Genomic DNA, 16,070 nt, shown 5'->3' with positions numbered 1-16,070 from the left:
ACGTTGTATGACACGCTTCACCACACAGGGCGCACGCCTGCTCGCGACGGTGCTGATGGCGCTGTCTGCATCGGCCCAAGCGGTCGAACTCAAAGTGCTCAGCGGCAACGGCTCGCGCCCTGCCGTCATCGCCTTGTGCCAACAATTCGAAGCCGCCACCGGGCACAAGGTGGCGGTGGAGTTTGCGGTGAATCCACGGGCCAAGAAAAAAATCCAAGACGGTGAAGCCTTTGACGTCACGGTGCTCAACCCACCCACACTGGACCAAGTCATCCAAAGCGGTCAGGTGCGGGCTGATACACGCCGGGTGATTGGGCGCATTGGGCTAGGCGTGGGCATTCGCCAAGGTGCACCCTTGCCCGACATTCGCAGCGTGGAGGGCTTCAAAAAAACCTTGCTCGCAACACGCTCGGTGGCGTATCCCGGCGAAGGGGCCAGTGGCATTTATTTTGAAAGCCTCATTCAACGCTTGGGGCTTGAAGCCGAGATGAAACCCCGCATGCGCCCCATGTCGGGCGAGTACAACGTCGAGGGCGTGGCGCGCGGCGAGGTGGACATGGTGGTGGTGGTCGCCTCGCGCATGTACGGTGTGCCCGGTGTGCAGGTGGTGGGCTTGATTCCCGACGAACTGCAAACCTGGATTGGTTTTGCCGCAGCGGTTGCCACGCGCAGCGCCCACCCGGCAGAGGCGCAAGCCTTGGTGCGCTTCATGACCAGCCCACCGGCAGACCTGACCTTGCGCCCGATTGGCATTGAGCCCTTCGTCGAGGCGCGTTGAACGCCATTCCCTTGAAGTCTGTGGCCATGCACATCACATCCCCCACTACACACCACGCTCAACACCGCACACCACCCGCCACGCGCACCGCAGGGCGTGTGGCCAAGTTCTGCTTGCTGGGTCTGTGGCTGGCCAGCGCCACAGCGGCCTGGAGCCAAACACCCAGTGCCAGTTTCCCCAACCGCGCGGTGACGCTGGTGGTGCCGTTCTCCACCGGCACCTCGGCGGACGCGATGGCACGTTTGATGGGCACAAAACTCAGCGAGCGCTGGGGCGTGCCCGTGGTGACCGACAACCGCGTGGGCGCGTCGGGTGCGATTGGCTCAGAAGCCGTGGCCAAGTCTGCGGCCAACGGCCACACCTTGCTGTTCACCGCCACCTCGCACGGCACGGTGCAAGCCCTGCGCGCCAAGCTGCCGTTTGACCCGATCAAAAGTTTCGAGCCGGTGGCCTTGATGGCCACCAGTGCCCTGGCCTTGGTCGTGCCACCGCAATTGGGCGTGAAGAACTTCAACGAATGGCTGGCCCTGGTCAAAGCCAAACCGGGTCAGCTCAACTACGCCTCGCCCGGCAACGGGGTGGTGCAGCACTTGGCCATGGCCTTGCTGCTGCAAGAAACCGGCGCCAGCATGAGCCATGTGCCCTACAAAGGCGCAGCGGGTGCCATGACAGATTTGATGGGAGGCCATGTGCAAGCCAGCATCGTGGCGCTGCAAACCACCAGCAGCTTGATTCAGAGTGGGCAATTGCAGATGCTGGCCGTGATGAGCGACGAGCGCTCTGCGGTGTTCCCCAAAGTGCCCACCCTCAAAGAGTTGGGCTATCCCAACTTGGTGGTGGACACCTGGTACGGCATCTTCGCGCCAGCGGGCACACCGCCGGAGGTGGTGGCCAAACTCAATGGCGACTTCAACACCTTGCTGCAACTGCCCGAGGTGCGCGAGGCCATGACCAAACACGGACTCAGCCCGGCAGGCGGCAAACCCGAGCGCCTGGGGCAGCTGCTGTCGCGAGAAGTGACACGCTGGAAGCAAGTGGTCAGCACCGCCCACATCCAAGCAGACTGAACACCCACACCTGACAGAGAGACACCATGAGTTTGTTACAAGATTTGGTCATTGCTTCGCGCACCTGTGCCGAGCACGGCGTGATTGACGCCTACGGGCATGTGAGTGTGCGCAGCGAGACCTCGCCTGACCGTTACTGGATGGCCCGCGCCGTGGCGCCCGAGCTGATCACCGAAGTCGACTTGCTGGAGTTTGACCTCGACAGCCACCGCATCCAAGACGGTGGCCCGGCGGCCTACAACGAGCGCTACATCCACGGCGAGATTTACAAAGCGCGGCCCGATGTGCACGCCATCGTGCACAACCACTCGCATGCGGTGGTGCCCTTCAGTTGCACCGGCTGTCGGCTGCGACCGATATTTCATTTGGCGGCCTTCATTGGCGAAGGCATTCCCACCTGGGACATCCGCGACGCACAACGCGGCAGCGACATGCTGGTGCGCAACAGCCAGCTGGGCCAGTCCTTGGCGCAGAAACTGGGGAACCACCCCGCTGCGCTCATGCGCGGCCATGGCTCGGTGGTGGTGGGTGCGAGTTTGGCCATTGCCGTGGGGCGCACCATTTACCTCGACCACAACGCCAAGATGCAACTGCAAGCCATGCAGATGCAAGCCCTGCAATCGCCCGGGCAGGTGGACGAGGTGGTGTACCTCGACGACGCTGAGGTAGAGGCCTTGTCGTGGCAAGCCTACGCCCGCTCGTGGGATCTGTGGCGCACCCAATGGTTGCCCCGCCTGGCCGCTGAAGCGGCACAGCCCAAAACCACCTCGGCCTAACCCACCTCGGCCTGACCCACCTCTGCCTGACCGACTTTTATCTGACCCACACCGATGACACGTCGACACCTTCTTCAACTCGCCAGCAGCGCGCTCGCATTGCTCGCCTGCGCGGGTGCCTATGCACAAAACGCAACCACGTGGCCCAGCAAAAACATCCGTCTGGTGGTGCCCTACGCCGCTGGCGGCCCGGCGGATTTGGTGGCCCGCGAACTCGCCCTCACCTTGACGGCAGACCTCAAACAGTCGGTGACGGTCGAGAACATGGGCGGCTCGATGGGCGTGCCAGCGCTGGGTGCCGTGGCACGGGCCGAACCCGATGGCCACACCTTGCTGATGGCAGCCGTGGGCAATGTGGTGCTGCAACCCATGCTCAGCAAACACGGCGGAGCAGACTTGGTGGCCAAGCTGCGCCCGGTGTCGATCATCTCTACCGCACCGCATGTGCTGGTGGTGAGTGCCAAGTTGCCCATCAAGTCGGTGGCCGAGTTGGTGGCCTATGCAAAAGCCCATCCGGGTGAGGTGAGCTTTGCCTCTGCGGGCACGGGCGGTACCTCGCACTTAGGCATGGAAATGTTCAAGTCGCTCTCCAAAACCGATGTCATCCATGTGCCCTACAAAGGCAGCTCTGGCTCGGTGAACGATTTGATCTCGGGCCAGGTGAGCGCGCTGTTCAGCAGCCTGCCCTCGCTGCAAGGCCTGATCGACAAAGGCTATGTGCGGCTGCTGGCCGCCACCGCGCCCAGCCAATCACCCGCCACCAAAAATTTACCGCTGATGTCGGCCACCCTGCCCGAGTTTGAATACGCCACCTGGTACGCCATGTACGCGCCACTGGCCACCCCACCCGCTTTGGTGGAGCGCATCAACCAAGCCTTGAGCCGTGCACTGAAGAACCCAGCGCTCACCAGCAAGGTAGAAGCCGCAGGCACCGAGCTGCGCGCGGGCTCGGCCGACGAGGTGCTGTTGTGGACACAACGCGACGCGGCCAAGTGGCGTCGCGTGATTCAAGACGCCAAGATCACGCTGGAGTAGTGCCGCCCACTGGGTGGCTCAGGGCCTCAATCTCTGCGGCGCTGTAACCCAACTCGGCCAACAAGGCCGCGTTGTGCTCGCCCAAGCGCGGCGGCGACAGGCGAATGCCCGGGCGCTGACCATCGAGCGTGAACGGCAGCAACACCGCAGGCGCGCTGCGTCCATCGGGCAAGGTGATGGGCGACAAGCCGCCACTGGCTTGCAGGTGCGGGTCGTTGAGCAACTCGTGCGGACGCGTGATGGGTGCAAACGGCAAGCCGTGCTGTTCAAACACCGCCGCCAAGTCGTGGGCGGACCAAGCGGCCAAGCGTTCGCGCAACAGGGGCATCATCCAGTCGCGGTTGCGCACGCGGTCGTTGTTGGTGTGCAAGCGGGCATCGGCTTTGAGGTCGGCAAAGCCAAAGGCCTCGCAAAAAACACCCCAGGCGGTGTCGCTGACCACCGCCAAAAAGATTTGTGCCTCGTCTTTGACCTTGAACACGTCGTAAATGCCCCAGGCCGAAATGCGCGCAGGCATGGGGGCTGCGGCTTGGCCGGTGACAGCAAACTGCATCATGTGCTGGGCCATCAGGAACACATTGTTTTCAAACAAGGCGCTTTGCACTTCTTGGCCCAGCCCCGTCTTTTCGCGTTGCGCCAGTGACGCCATGACACCCAAAGCACCAAACACGCCGCCCATGATGTCGTTCACGCTGGTGCCCGCACGCAAGGGGTCACCGGGGCGGCCCGTCATGTAGGCCAAGCCGCCCATCATTTGCACCACCTCGTCCAAGGCGGTGCGGTGCTCGTAAGGGCCGGGCAAAAAGCCTTTGTGGCTGACGTAGATCAGGCGTGGGTTCAAGGCTTTCAAGCTGGCGTAGTCCAGACCCAGCTTGCGCATGGTGCCGCTCTTGAAGTTTTCGCTCACCACGTCGGCGGTGGCGATCAGGCGCAACACCGCCTCTTTGCCTTCCACCGTTTCAAGGTCGAGCGCCAGGCTTTTTTTGTTGCGATTGAACATCGGGAAAAAGCCCGCGCCCGAGCCAATCAACTGCCGGGTGGCGTCGCCGTGGCGGCCGTGGCCAATGGGTTCGATCTTGATCACCTCGGCGCCCAAGTCGGCCAGCACCATGCCGCAGGTGGGGCCCATCACCATGTGGGTGAACTCCACCACGCGCAGGCCCGCGTAGGGCGCGGGCTGCGACGGTGTGGATGCTGTGGTGGTGTGTGTCTCGGTCATCTGTGCAACATCAAAAAATCAGAGCCAACCCTTGGGCAGGCCTGCTTCGGGCGTCATGCCATACAGCGGTTCATCAGGTAAGCCCTCGCGCAGGGGGGCACGTGCGGCGATCAAACGGGTCAAGTCCACGCCGGTGCGCACGCCCATGGCCTCGAACATGAACACCAGGTCTTCGGTCACCACATTGCCTGAGGCGCCGGGTGCGTACGGGCAACCGCCCAAGCCGCCGAGCGAGCTGTCAAAGGTGCGCACGCCCACGTCATAGGCGGCCAAGCAATTGGCCAGCCCCAAGCCACGCGTGTTGTGCATGTGGGCAGCGCCGGTTTTGTCGCCAATGGCAGCGCGCACTTTGGCAAACAGGCGCCGCACCTGCGCGGGGTTGGCCATGCCGGTGGTGTCTGACAGGCCCGACTCATCGGCCCCCGCCTCCACCACGGCTTGGGCCAGCCAGACCACATCGTCTTCGGGCACCACGCCCTGCAAGGTGCAACCAAAGGCGGTGGAAATGCCGGCTTCGATGTGCACCTGTGGCGCGAGTTGGTTTTTGAGCTGCACGATGGCACGCACCTCGGCCACCATGTCTTCGCGTGTTTTGCGCACATTGGCCATAGAGTGCGCGGCACTGGCCGAGACCGGAATGGTGAGCTTGTGCACGCCCGCACGCAGCGCAGCCTCAGCACCACGCAGGTTGGGCACCAAGGCCATGACGGTCAGGCCCGGGTGGGTCAAGGCGTGACGCACCACCTCGGCGGTGTCGGCCATTTGCGGCAACAGCTTCGCCGGCACAAAGGAGCCGACCTCGATTTCGCGCAAGCCCGCCGCCACCAGGGCATCGAGCCAACGCAGTTTGTGCGCGGTGGACATGACCCGGCTGACCGACTGCAAACCGTCGCGCGGGCCGACTTCGCTGATCAGCACATCAGGCGTGGACGACATCAGAAACAACTGGGGTGGACATGGTGCCAATTTAACCATCGACTGAACGGGTAAAGTGGGCCTGTCGATGAGAAGGAGACACCCATGTTCAACCGTTTTCTAAACCGCACATTGCGCCACACCACCCTGGCCCTGTCGTTGATGGGTGCCAGCGCCCTGTGGGCCCAAACGCCCAGCACCGAGGTGCAGTGGCTGGGCCAATCGGCGTTCAAAATCACCACGCCCGGTGGCAAGACCGTCATCACCGACCCTTGGCTCAAAGCCAACCCGCTGACACCGCCTGAGTACAAAAACCTGGAGAACCTGGGCAAGGTGGATGTGCTGCTGGTGAGCCACGCGCACTGGGACCACTTTGCCGATGCCCCGGCCCTGGCGTTGATGCACAACGTCAAGATGTATGCGCCCGGTGATATGAACCAAACCGCCACTTTGCTGGGCATCTTGCCGCCCGAGTTGTTGCCACGTTTCAACAAAAGCGGCACCGTCGAGCCCGCGCCGGGCATTCACGTCACGGCCGTACACGCCGAGCACTCGTCGGTGCTGGTGTGGAAGAACCCGAGCACTGGCAAGGACGAAGCCCATGTGGGCGGCGAGCCGCTGGGCTTCATCATCACGCTGGAGAACGGTTTCAAGATTTACCACATGGGCGACACCGGCGTGTTTGGCGACATGAAGCTGATTGCCGAGATGTACAAACCGGACCTGGTGTTGGTGCCGATTGGCGGCAACTTCACCATGGGCCCGACCGAAGCGGCCTATGCGCTGAAGGCGTGGTTCAAACCACAAGCGGTGATCCCCATGCACTACGGGGCCAACCCCTTGGCCAAAGGCACCGCCGCGCAGTTTGTCGAGGCCATGAAAGGCAGTGGCATTCCAGTGCTAGCCTTGAAGCCGGGCGAGCACGCCAAGTTTTAAAACTCAGGGCTTGGCGCCCAACACCACCGTGACCATGCGCTCGGGTTGCAAGGTGCGTGCGAAGGCGGCTTGGATGTCAGACGCGCTGAGGCGCTGCACCTTGTCGGTCCAGGTGTCCAGGTAGTCCAAGGGCAAGTCGTACCAGGCAATGTTGCTCACGTTGTCGAGCAACTTGCGGTTGCTGTCCAAGCGCAAGGCAAAGCCGCCAATCAGGTTGTCCTTGGCGGCTTGCACCTCGGCCTCGGTAGGACCATGCTGCACAAAGTCGGCCAGCACCTCACGCGCCACTTGCACGGCTTGAGCCGCCTGGTTGGCGCGGGTTTGCAAGGCAATACGAAACGCGCCCGCGTGCATGCTGGGTGAAAAGTAACTCGACACGCTGTAGCTCAAGCCGCGCTTTTCGCGCACCTGCGCAGTCAGGCGCGACACAAAGCCGCCACCGCCCAGCACATAGTTGCCCACGGTCAGCGCCAAGAAATCGGGGCTTTGACGCGCGATACCCGGTTGACCGATGAACACATGCGCTTGGGCCGACTCAAAAGGGATGGCGATGTCTTGAGCGCGTGCCAAAGGCTGCACCTCGGGCACAGCAGGCAAAGCGGCACACCCTCGCGCTTGCGGCAAGCCGGCCAGCAGTTGCGTGACCCGTGCCTGGGCTTGCGCCCGGTTAAGTGCACCGACGATGCTCACACGCGCCTGGCAGGCATGCACGTAGCGCGCATGAAAGGCCCGCAGATGCCCCACCTCGATGGCCTGCAAGTGCGCGGGCGTGGTGTCGTAGCCATAGGGGTGCGTGCCGTACACAGCAGCCGCAAACGCGCGCCCAGCCAGATAGCCGGGTTGGGTTTTGGCCTCGGCCAAAGACGCTTGCCAACGCTGGCGTTCGCTGTGCCACACGGCCTCTGGAAAACTGGGGTGCGCCAGTTGTCGCGCCGCCAGTTGCACCGCTGCATCGAGCAGCTCGGTGCGTGTGAGGCTACGCAAGTTCACGCTGAAGCGGTCATTGCTCGCGCCCATGCTCAGCGATGCCCCCAGATCAGCCCAGGCTTCACCCAAGGCGTTTTCGTCCATCGCTGCGGCACCACCCGCAGCGGCTACGCCCTTGCCCATCATCAACGCCGTGGCCGAAGCCAAGCCCACTTGGTTGGCGGGGTCACGGCGCGTACCGGCGTCAAAGTCGATCTGCACATCGACCATCGGCAGGCCAGGTGCTTCCACCAAATACACCCGTGCACCATTGGGCATGACCCAGTGTTGAATCGGAATGCCTGCATGGGCCCATGACGTCAGGCAGGCCAGGGCCAGCCCGCAGAGAGTGCGTGTCCAGCGTGCGGTGTTCATCGTGTGACCTCCACAGCTTGGGTCGATGCGCCGGGTTTGCGCGCTGCGGGGGCAGTGCTGGGCTTGGGCACAGGCAGCGGCTGCAACACTGCCACCGTGAGTTGGGTGTCGTCAAAGTAGCGTTGCGCCACCAAGCGCACCTGCTCAGGCGTGACGGCTTGAAGCCGATCCAGCAGCTGTTCGTTGCTGTCCAAGGGTAGGCCCTCGATCCATGAGGTCCCGATCTCACGGGCTTGGTTGAACAAGGAATCGCGCTGGTACACCTTGCTGGCCATCCATTGGGCTTTGACGCGGCGCAACTCGGCGTCGGTCACGCCCTCTTTGGCAATACGTTGCACCTGAGCGCGCAAAGCCTGCTCCAGAGCATCAATGGTTTTGCCCACTGCGGGTACACCGGTGAGCATGAAGACCTGCGGACCACGGCCACTCAAGCCATACGAGGCTCCCACGTCATCGGCCAAACGTGTTGGGCCTTGTGCCAAGGCACGCTCCAAGCGTGCGCCGCTGTAGCCGTCCAACACGGCAGACAACAAGGTGAGTGCCAGACTGTCTTGAGTCTGTTGGCTTTCATCAAAGGCCAACAAGCTGGGCACCTTCCACGACAAACACACATAGGCTTGCTCGGTAGGTGCTTGCACCACCACACGCTTGATGCCTTTTTGTGGCGGTTCAATGCGTGGCTTGCGCGCAGGCACCGCGCCCGCTGACACGCGGCCATAGCTGGCTTGGGCGAGTTGCAGCACGGCTTGTGCATCCACGTCGCCCACCACCACCACCGTGGCATTGGCGGGCACGTACCAGCGGCGGTAAAAGTCGCGCGCGTCTTGAGGCTTCATGGCCTCCAAGTCGTTCATCCAGCCCACGATGGGGCGCCGGTAAGGCGAGGCCACGAATTGCGCCGCACTGAGTTGTTCAAACAACAGCGCACGGGGGGCGTCGTCGGTGCGCATACGTCGTTCTTCTTTGACCACTTCGAGCTCACGGGTGAACTCGTCATCGGGCCACAGGTTGTTGGCAAAGCGGTCGGACTCTAAGCGCATCACATCGGCCAAACGGTGTGCTGGAATTTGTTGGAAATAGCCGGTGTAGTCTTTGCTGGTGAAGGCGTTTTCACGCCCGCCCAAAGCGGCCACCTGGCGCGAGAACTCGCCTGCTTTGACCGTGGGCGTGCCCTTGAACAGCATGTGTTCGAGCATGTGGGCCAGGCCCGTGCTCCCATCGACTTCGTCCATCGAGCCCACACGCACCCACAGCATGTGCACTGCGGTGGGCGCACGGTGGTCGGCCTTGACCAGGAGCGTCATGCCGTTGTCGAGTGTGAAGCGCTGCACCTGCGTATCAGTTTGCGCCTGCGCCGTTTGCACGCCTGCGAGTGCAGCAAAGGTCACCACACACAGGGCCCAGATAGACCGCATGGAGAGGAGGCGCAGGACTGAAGGGTGGTTCATGGTGTGGTTTTCGCGTGACGTTGGTGGTTGCAGCGTGCATGGCTGATGGCCAGGTTGTCGAGATGGCTGCTGCCGCCCTCGCTCAAAGGTTGGATGTGCTCCAGGCTGGCACTGTCGTGTGACACATGCTCACCACACACCCAGCAAGGTACCACGCCATGCAGTTGACGTGCGACCGTTTTGTAAATCTTGTCTCGGGTGAGGGCTAATCGGCTCAAGGTGAAGGGTCTCCGGCGGTTGTCTGCAAAGAAATTCGATTGTCCATGGGATCACCATTCCTGGCCTTTCGACCAAATGGTTCTGAAAGCTGGGTCACCCGTCTTTGTACCTAACGATTGATAGCTACGCCCAAGAGCGACACATGAGAAGATTTTCACACAATAAATAGTACTTATAGGTTCAAATTATTCATAAATATCAAAAGTAGAAAAAATAAAAGATGAAGATAGTTATAAGCTTTAGATACTAATTGGTGTCGCCTTTGCACGCTCAAAGTGTTGATTGGACATAGTTATATGAGATAAATGTAGTACGGTGTTGGATCGTCTACAAAAGTCCACATCGTATTCATCCACACACTAGGAGCCCGATGTGAAAGCCATCTCATTTGATACCCCCAAACGCATTGAATACCTTCCCTTCCAAGTGAAGGTTGCACGAGAAGACGTACTGCCTAGAGTCGTTCAACTGCGGGCTGCCGCATACGGACACCATCTTCCTGAATTGGGAGCGCGACTTGCCACCGCAGAATCCGCCGATTACGAAGCGGGCTGCTTGGTGATATGCGCCACATCGCGCATGGACGATGAAGTGTTGGGGAGCATGCGCATTCACACCAATGCACATCGTCCACTGCCATTGGAGAGTTCACTGGAGCTTCCCGAGCACTACACAGGTCTGCGTTTGTGTGAGGCGACGCGATTGAGCGTGGGCAGATCTCCCAACTCCTCGGTGGTGCGCAATGCCTTGTTTAAAGCGTTCTATCTGTTCACGATGCAACAAGAGATTGACTGGATGGTTGTCACTGGGCGCTCCCCCGTGGACCGCATCTATGACGGATTGTTGTTTGAGGATGTGCTGGAGAAAAACACCTTCTATCCCATGCACCATGTGGCCAACCTTCCACACCGTGTGATGAGCTTTGCCCCATCTGAGGCACAGGCGCTGTGGAAAGCCAAAGAACACCCCCTCTATCGCTTTGTGTTTGAAACACACCACCCAGACATCGATGTGACGCACGAATCAGTGTTTCACCCAGAGTCTTTCATTGCTTCTTTGCCCCCCATGCACCACCAGCCTGAGCGCCGACACGCATTCCCGTTCATTTAACCCATAAGTGCCACACACACGGCCGTGTGTGGCACACCAGGTCTCATGTTTCAAAGATACTTTTCCCAGATTGATCCATCCTTACGTCGCGGCAAGACCTATGTAGAACAAGCGCTGACTTTCATGTGTCGCTTCGGTGTGCCGATGGCGTTGCTTGTCTTGGTGGTCCTGATGGCCATTGGCGGCCAAGACACATCGTCACAGCCAGCCATCGCTGTGCCGTTGCATGGCTGGGAGCAAACCACGCCAGACACCAGCTTAGAACAAGCACGCACGGCAGCACTGCAAAGCACGCCGCAGACGACGTTGCCAGCTCAGTTTTCAAAAAATCCTCTTTGGTGGGTCATTCACACACCTGTTTCGGCAGGACAGTTTTTGGTCTTTCCCTCCCGACACGCACTGAGTGTGTCGTGTTGGAGCGCAACAGGAGAGTTATTAGGAACGGCAACACGAGCGGCAAGCGTCGGGGCTTTGCACGTGTCTGGCACGGGCTTCTCGCTGCGCATCAACGCAGCGCAATCGTCTATCTTGTGTCAAGGTCAATTCGAAGGTCCCGCCCGAGTGTCCGCAGCCATCATGTCTGAAACCGCGCTGGAGAGCTTTGAAGTTCACCACAGCAAGCAAGGCGCATTGATTGAAGCTGGCATGGGGGTGCTGGCCTTGTTCATGCTGATCTCGGCATGGATCAACAAGGAACCTGCGCATCTGGTGTTTGGCGTCTGGTTGGGTCTGGGTATGCGCATGGCAGCGCTGTCAGCGGGCACAGACTTTGAATTGATGGGCTGGCGTTTGCCACTGAGCGCACTGATACCGGCGCGCCAGTGGACGATCGCTTTTTATTTCGCCACCACTGTGGTGATGTTTTCAAAACTGTTCAAGACCGAGCTGGAACAAGCTGGTGTCAAAACCCCCACGCGGATCATCCAGGGACTGGCCATGCTGGTGATGGGAGCGGCCGCCCTGCTCGCTTATGGTCACTTTCTGATCGTGGTCTGGGTCTGCACCACCATCAACGTGGCCTTGATTCTTTACAGTTTGACGCGCGTGTTGATGCAAGGCTTTGACCGTGCGGCGGCTTGGTATGGTGCCTCGATTGTGGTGACGCTGGCCGCGGGTATGTCTGAGGTGGTCGCCGCAGCCTTGAGTCTGGCCAAACCACCGATGATGCTGACATCGGTGTCTGCTGCTGTAATTTCTGCGCTGATGGCGTCTTTGGCCATTGCGGAGCGTATTCGCTCAGAACGCGAGGAGAAAGACGAAGCCAAATCCAGCGCACGGCGTGCCTATGAGGGGTCGCCGATTGGTTTGTTCACCCTGTCGAGTACAGGAACGGTGGTGAAGGGCAATCCAGCCATGCAACGCATGATGGGGTTTGATCCGGTCGGCTGCACACTCATGACACTGCTAGAGCAACAAGCTTGGCACGCGTTGAGCGATGCGTTCGACAACGCCCAAAGCAGTGAGGTAGAGGTACAGGTGGCAGGACTGAGGCCCAACACCGACAAGTGGTTCTTGGTGCGTGGCTCGCTGGATGCCAAGACGCATCAAATTGAAGGCTCCATCCAAGATGCCACCGAAGCCCATGCCTCCAAACAGGCCTTGGAGTTTTTGGCTTCGCACGACCCGTTGACGGCATGTTTGAACTTACGCGGTGCAACCGCTGAGTTGGAACAGATCAAACAAGCCGCTGTAGGTCCTGTGTCGATGGTGTATCTGGACTTGGATCGGTTCAAACTCGTCAACGATTTGTACGGTCATCCTGCGGGCGACCACGTGTTACGCGAGGTGTGCATGCGCATGCGCGCATGCGTTCGCGCGCGCGACGCCATTGCACGTGTGGGTGGCGATGAGTTTTTGCTGGTGTTTCCATCGACGGCGATTGAAGAGGCCCATGCGATTGTTGAAAAATTGATGGCCAGTTTGTGTGAGTCTTTGTTTCACTTTGATGGCAAAAGTTTTTCCCTGAGTGCTTCCGCGGGACTGGTCGAATCAGCAGCCCAAGGATTCCATGCAGAAGACATGATTTCAGCCGCCGATGCCGCATGTCGCATGGCCAAAAAACAAGGTAAGCGGTTGGTGGAGGCCAACAGTGCCTCGGGGTTTTACAAAAAAAACAAAGAGGAATTAGAGATTGCACGGTGCTTGGAAGACGGTCGCATGCCACAAGGGTTGACCTTGTTCATGCAGCCCATCATGAGTCTTAAAAATCCTTTTGCCTCCCTGAATTTTGAAGTGTTGTTGCGGCTCAGGAAACCCGATGGCAGTATTTTGGGCGCGGTCGGGCTGATTGAAACGGCAGAGTTTCTTGGCAAGATTACATTGATCGATCGATGGGTCCTGCGTACCACGCTGGAATGGATCGAGCAGCACATGCCGCACTTGAGTCGTACCAAGTTCATCAGCGTGAATTTGTCGGGTGCCTCGATGAATGACGAAGTTTTTCTCGGCGATGCGTTTGCGATTCTTTCTCAGCACCGAGAAGCAGCCAGCAAACTGTGTCTTGAGATCACCGAAACCGTGGCGCTGACAGACATCAAAAACACGATCAAGTTTGTGGAACGTGCACGTCAGCTAGGACTGCGTATTGCGATTGATGACTTCGGCTCGGGCTTTGCCGGTTTCACTTACTTGCGTGATGTGCCATCTGACTCCTTGAAGCTCGATGGCTCGTTGGTACAAAGCATTGCGACCAACCCCGCAACCCATGCCATCGTGCACGCTTGCGCAGGCTTGGCCCACAGCTTGGGCATGACTTGCGTGGGTGAATTTGCCGAAAACCTCCCCATCATCAAAGCCTTGGTGGATGCAGGCGTCAGTTACGCACAGGGCTACGGCATCAGCAAGCCGGTGGAGCCCGAGCGAATTTTGACGGCGCAGTCGTCAGCCGACTTCATCCAAGACGCGGACACCATGGCCTTTGTGCGCAAACTCAGCTTGATGGACTTCACCGCACGGGCAGACACAGACGATGAACGCTTGTTGCATTGATCGTGTGCAGGCTTGCTGAATCAGAAAATAATTAACACCAAAGAGTCTATTTATTTATAGATATAAATTAATTTGGTTAGCATAAGGCGTTGGGTTAATTTGACTGACTCATCCTTATTAGGACGCGACATGCCGATTTTCGCCTGGACTATTTTTCTGTCTGCTTTTCTGCTTTTCATGGTGCAGCCCATCATTGCCAAGCAAATCCTGCCTTGGTTTGGCGGCGCACCGGCCGTGTGGAATAGCTGCATGATTTTTTTCCAGACCTTGCTGCTGGCTGGTTACGCCTATTCGGAATGGAGCACGCGCAAATTGTCACCGCGTCGGCAAGCGTTGCTCCATTGCACGCTGCTGATCATCAGCCTTGCATTTCTACCCATCATCGCCAGCCTTGATTGGAAACCCCTCGCCAACGAAGACCCGGTTTGGCGCATTCTTTCGCTGCTCACAGCCACCATTGGCTTGCCGTATTTTTTACTCGCGTCAACGGGCCCATTGATTCAGTCCTGCTATGTGCGCTGCCATGGAGGAGATGGCGTGTATCGGCTCTTTGCCCTGTCAAATTTTGGCTCGCTGCTGGCCTTGTTGGCATTTCCTTTGGCCATTGAGTCGGTACTCAACACACACCTTCAGGCCGTGACATGGAGCGTGGCATACGGTGTCTTCATGGTGTTGTGTGGGGCAAGCGTCTTGCTGGCAGCCAGCCCCCGGGCTGTACATGGCGTCTCACCTGAAGAGAGCGACATCACTGCGCCCCCCAGCCTGGGCGCGCAAAGTTTGTGGTTGACGCTTTCAGCGTTGGGGACCGTGATGCTGATGTCTGTCACCAACCACATCACGCAAAACATTGCATCGATTCCGCTGTTGTGGCTGGCCCCGCTGACCTTGTACCTGTGCTCCTTCATCGTGTCGTTTGAAGGACGTTACCAACGCTGGCAATTCCTCTGGCCCTTGCTGCTTTTGCTGCCCGCCATGGCGTGGGGACTGCAAGCAGACAATGGAATTTTGAGCATTGAAATTGCTATACCGCTTTATTGCGCGGGCTTGTTTGTGGCGTGCACATTTTTTCACGGCGAATTGGCAGCAAAGAAACCTTCGCCGCAGCATCTGGCGCGGTTTTACTTGATGGTGTCTTTGGGGGGTGCACTCGGGGGCATCTTCGTTGGCGTGGTGGCACCGCGCATTTTCTCGGCCTACTACGAATTGCCTATCGTATTGATGGCAGGCGGTCTCGTCACAATGTTTCTGCTCTACCAATCTGCCAAAAAACCGGATGTTGCACAGGCGGATACGCCACCTGTCACGTCAAATGAAACGCTTAGCGCTGGCATCACGCCATCGCTGCATCGCTCTGTCATGGTGGTTGCAGCTCTCTACGCGACCGTCACCACGGGCTGGTATTTGTACCAATACGAAACAGACTACTTGGGGCGCCGCACCTTACGGATGGAACGTAACTTTTTTGGCGCACTGCGCGTACAAGACAACAAAGTGGGAAGTGAGCGTGTGCGCAATTTCGTGCACGGCGTCATCTTGCACGGACAGCAGTCCTTAAATCCTGAGCACCGACAGAACCCCACCACGTACTTCACCCAAACGTCAGGCATTGGTCGCACCTTCAAAGGCCTTGATGGCGCAGCGCCCTTGCGTGTTGGGGTGATTGGTCTTGGGGCTGGCACTTTGGCCAGCTATGGCCGTCGCCACGATGTCATGCGCTTTTACGAAATCAACCCACAAGTGATCGACGTTGCACACAAACAGTTTTCGTTTCTGGCGGACTCGGCTGGCGCGACGGAAGTCGTCCTCGGCGATGCACGTTTGTCAATGGCGCGTGAGCCAGCACAGCGCTATGACATTTTGGTGGTGGATGCCTTCTCGAGTGATTCAATCCCTATTCACCTGATCACGCTGGAAGCCATAGACGTATTTCTGAAACACGTCAAACCCGATGGTGTGATGGCGTTTCATGTGACCAATCGTTACCTGGATTTGAAAAGTGTGTTGGCCTTGCTGGCTCAAGCACGCGGTCTGACAGCACTGAGCATTTACGACGACGGCTCGTCGTCGCCCTTGGCTTACTCAAGTTCGTGGGTTTTGCTGGCCAAAAACCCAGAGGTATTGAAGAAGATACCGCTGGAGGGTGAACCCGAAAAAATTAACATCCCCGAAGGATTGAAAGTCTGGACCGATGACTTCAGCAACGTCTTTGAAGTTTTGAAGTTGTAGACGCGCAAAGGG

At 59.0% G+C, this 16,070-nt stretch carries 13 protein-coding genes; 8 read left to right on the top strand and 5 right to left on the bottom strand.

Annotation, left to right across the window (positions count from 1 at the left end):
* Window positions 1-7 precede the first annotated feature (7 nt).
* The 4 genes from B9Z41_RS00860 to B9Z41_RS00845 are packed head-to-tail and all read left to right on the top strand — an operon-like array spanning window position 8 to window position 3,656.
* The gene (locus B9Z41_RS00860; protein ID WP_100144058.1) at window positions 8-778 is read left to right on the top strand and encodes a substrate-binding domain-containing protein; all 771 of its coding nucleotides are present in this window, start codon (window positions 8-10) and stop codon (window positions 776-778) included.
* 26 nt (window positions 779-804) lie between these two features.
* Entirely contained in the window at window positions 805-1,845 is a 1,041-nt protein-coding gene (locus B9Z41_RS00855; RefSeq protein WP_143474126.1) for a tripartite tricarboxylate transporter substrate binding protein, read from the top strand.
* Window positions 1,846-1,871: 26 nt separating this feature from the next.
* Window positions 1,872-2,621, top strand: a complete 750-nt coding sequence (locus B9Z41_RS00850) for a class II aldolase/adducin family protein (RefSeq protein WP_100144053.1) — start codon at window positions 1,872-1,874, stop codon at window positions 2,619-2,621.
* A 54-nt stretch (window positions 2,622-2,675) separates the two neighbouring features.
* Complete coding sequence (locus tag B9Z41_RS00845; protein WP_100144051.1) at window positions 2,676-3,656, top strand: tripartite tricarboxylate transporter substrate binding protein; 981 nt, start codon at window positions 2,676-2,678, stop codon at window positions 3,654-3,656.
* Here B9Z41_RS00845 and B9Z41_RS00840 read toward each other — a convergent pair.
* A complete protein-coding gene (locus B9Z41_RS00840; RefSeq protein ID WP_100144049.1) occupies window positions 3,643-4,875 on the bottom strand; it encodes a CaiB/BaiF CoA-transferase family protein in 1,233 nt (410 codons plus the stop codon). The genes B9Z41_RS00845 and B9Z41_RS00840 overlap by 14 nt on opposite strands.
* Window positions 4,876-4,893: 18 nt before the next feature.
* Window positions 4,894-5,811, bottom strand: a complete 918-nt coding sequence (locus B9Z41_RS00835; RefSeq protein WP_100144047.1) for a hydroxymethylglutaryl-CoA lyase — start codon at window positions 5,809-5,811, stop codon at window positions 4,894-4,896.
* An 84-nt stretch (window positions 5,812-5,895) separates the two neighbouring features.
* Between B9Z41_RS00835 and B9Z41_RS00830 the strand changes: the two genes are divergently transcribed.
* On the top strand, window positions 5,896-6,726 hold the full coding sequence (locus B9Z41_RS00830) for a metal-dependent hydrolase (protein ID WP_100144045.1): 831 nt from the start codon (window positions 5,896-5,898) through the stop codon (window positions 6,724-6,726).
* A gap of 3 nt (window positions 6,727-6,729) precedes the next feature.
* On the opposite strand, the gene B9Z41_RS00825 is transcribed toward B9Z41_RS00830, so the two are convergent.
* The 3 genes from B9Z41_RS00825 to B9Z41_RS00815 are packed head-to-tail and all read right to left on the bottom strand — an operon-like array spanning window position 6,730 to window position 9,733.
* Entirely contained in the window at window positions 6,730-8,067 is a 1,338-nt protein-coding gene (locus tag B9Z41_RS00825) for a pitrilysin family protein (RefSeq protein WP_100144043.1), read from the bottom strand.
* A complete protein-coding gene (locus B9Z41_RS00820; protein WP_100144041.1) occupies window positions 8,064-9,515 on the bottom strand; it encodes a pitrilysin family protein in 1,452 nt (483 codons plus the stop codon). The genes B9Z41_RS00825 and B9Z41_RS00820 overlap by 4 nt, the downstream gene beginning before the upstream one ends.
* Window positions 9,512-9,733, bottom strand: a complete 222-nt coding sequence (locus B9Z41_RS00815; RefSeq protein ID WP_100144039.1) for an HNH endonuclease — start codon at window positions 9,731-9,733, stop codon at window positions 9,512-9,514. The genes B9Z41_RS00820 and B9Z41_RS00815 overlap by 4 nt, the downstream gene beginning before the upstream one ends.
* Before the next feature lie 373 nt (window positions 9,734-10,106).
* Between B9Z41_RS00815 and B9Z41_RS00810 the strand changes: the two genes are divergently transcribed.
* The 3 genes from B9Z41_RS00810 to B9Z41_RS00800 all read left to right on the top strand — a co-directional run bounded on the left by B9Z41_RS00810 (window position 10,107) and on the right by B9Z41_RS00800 (window position 16,058).
* Window positions 10,107-10,844: a hypothetical protein gene (locus B9Z41_RS00810; RefSeq protein ID WP_158236103.1), complete on the top strand. Its 738-nt coding sequence runs from the start codon at window positions 10,107-10,109 to the stop codon at window positions 10,842-10,844.
* 144 nt (window positions 10,845-10,988) lie between these two features.
* Window positions 10,989-13,832 carry a bifunctional diguanylate cyclase/phosphodiesterase gene (locus B9Z41_RS00805; protein ID WP_233202445.1) on the top strand — a complete coding sequence of 948 codons (2,844 nt, stop codon included), beginning with the start codon at window positions 10,989-10,991 and terminating at the stop codon, window positions 13,830-13,832.
* Window positions 13,833-13,961: 129 nt separating this feature from the next.
* A complete protein-coding gene (locus B9Z41_RS00800) occupies window positions 13,962-16,058 on the top strand; it encodes a spermidine synthase (protein WP_100144032.1) in 2,097 nt (698 codons plus the stop codon).
* Window positions 16,059-16,070: the final 12 nt, after the last annotated feature.

Origin of the sequence: Limnohabitans sp. JirII-31 (genome assembly GCF_002778315.1) — a bacterium.
Lineage (GTDB): Bacteria > Pseudomonadota > Gammaproteobacteria > Burkholderiales > Burkholderiaceae_C > Limnohabitans.
This window is presented reverse-complemented; position numbering and strand designations above follow the sequence as displayed.

Excerpts from the sequence above, each read along its gene's own strand:
- B9Z41_RS00835 (WP_100144047.1), bottom strand. The coding sequence starts at position 5,811 with ATGTCGTCCACGCCTGATGTGCTGATCAGCGAAGTCGGCCCGCGCGAC.
- B9Z41_RS00855 (WP_143474126.1), top strand. The coding sequence starts at position 805 with ATGCACATCACATCCCCCACTACACACCACGCTCAACACCGCACACCA.
- B9Z41_RS00830 (WP_100144045.1), top strand. The coding sequence starts at position 5,896 with ATGTTCAACCGTTTTCTAAACCGCACATTGCGCCACACCACCCTGGCC.
- B9Z41_RS00840 (WP_100144049.1), bottom strand. The coding sequence starts at position 4,875 with ATGACCGAGACACACACCACCACAGCATCCACACCGTCGCAGCCCGCG.
- B9Z41_RS00825 (WP_100144043.1), bottom strand. The coding sequence starts at position 8,067 with ATGAACACCGCACGCTGGACACGCACTCTCTGCGGGCTGGCCCTGGCC.
- B9Z41_RS00805 (WP_233202445.1), top strand. The coding sequence starts at position 10,989 with ATGGCGTTGCTTGTCTTGGTGGTCCTGATGGCCATTGGCGGCCAAGAC.
- B9Z41_RS00860 (WP_100144058.1), top strand. The coding sequence starts at position 8 with ATGACACGCTTCACCACACAGGGCGCACGCCTGCTCGCGACGGTGCTG.
- B9Z41_RS00820 (WP_100144041.1), bottom strand. The coding sequence starts at position 9,515 with ATGAACCACCCTTCAGTCCTGCGCCTCCTCTCCATGCGGTCTATCTGG.
- B9Z41_RS00800 (WP_100144032.1), top strand. The coding sequence starts at position 13,962 with ATGCCGATTTTCGCCTGGACTATTTTTCTGTCTGCTTTTCTGCTTTTC.
- B9Z41_RS00845 (WP_100144051.1), top strand. The coding sequence starts at position 2,676 with ATGACACGTCGACACCTTCTTCAACTCGCCAGCAGCGCGCTCGCATTG.
- B9Z41_RS00850 (WP_100144053.1), top strand. The coding sequence starts at position 1,872 with ATGAGTTTGTTACAAGATTTGGTCATTGCTTCGCGCACCTGTGCCGAG.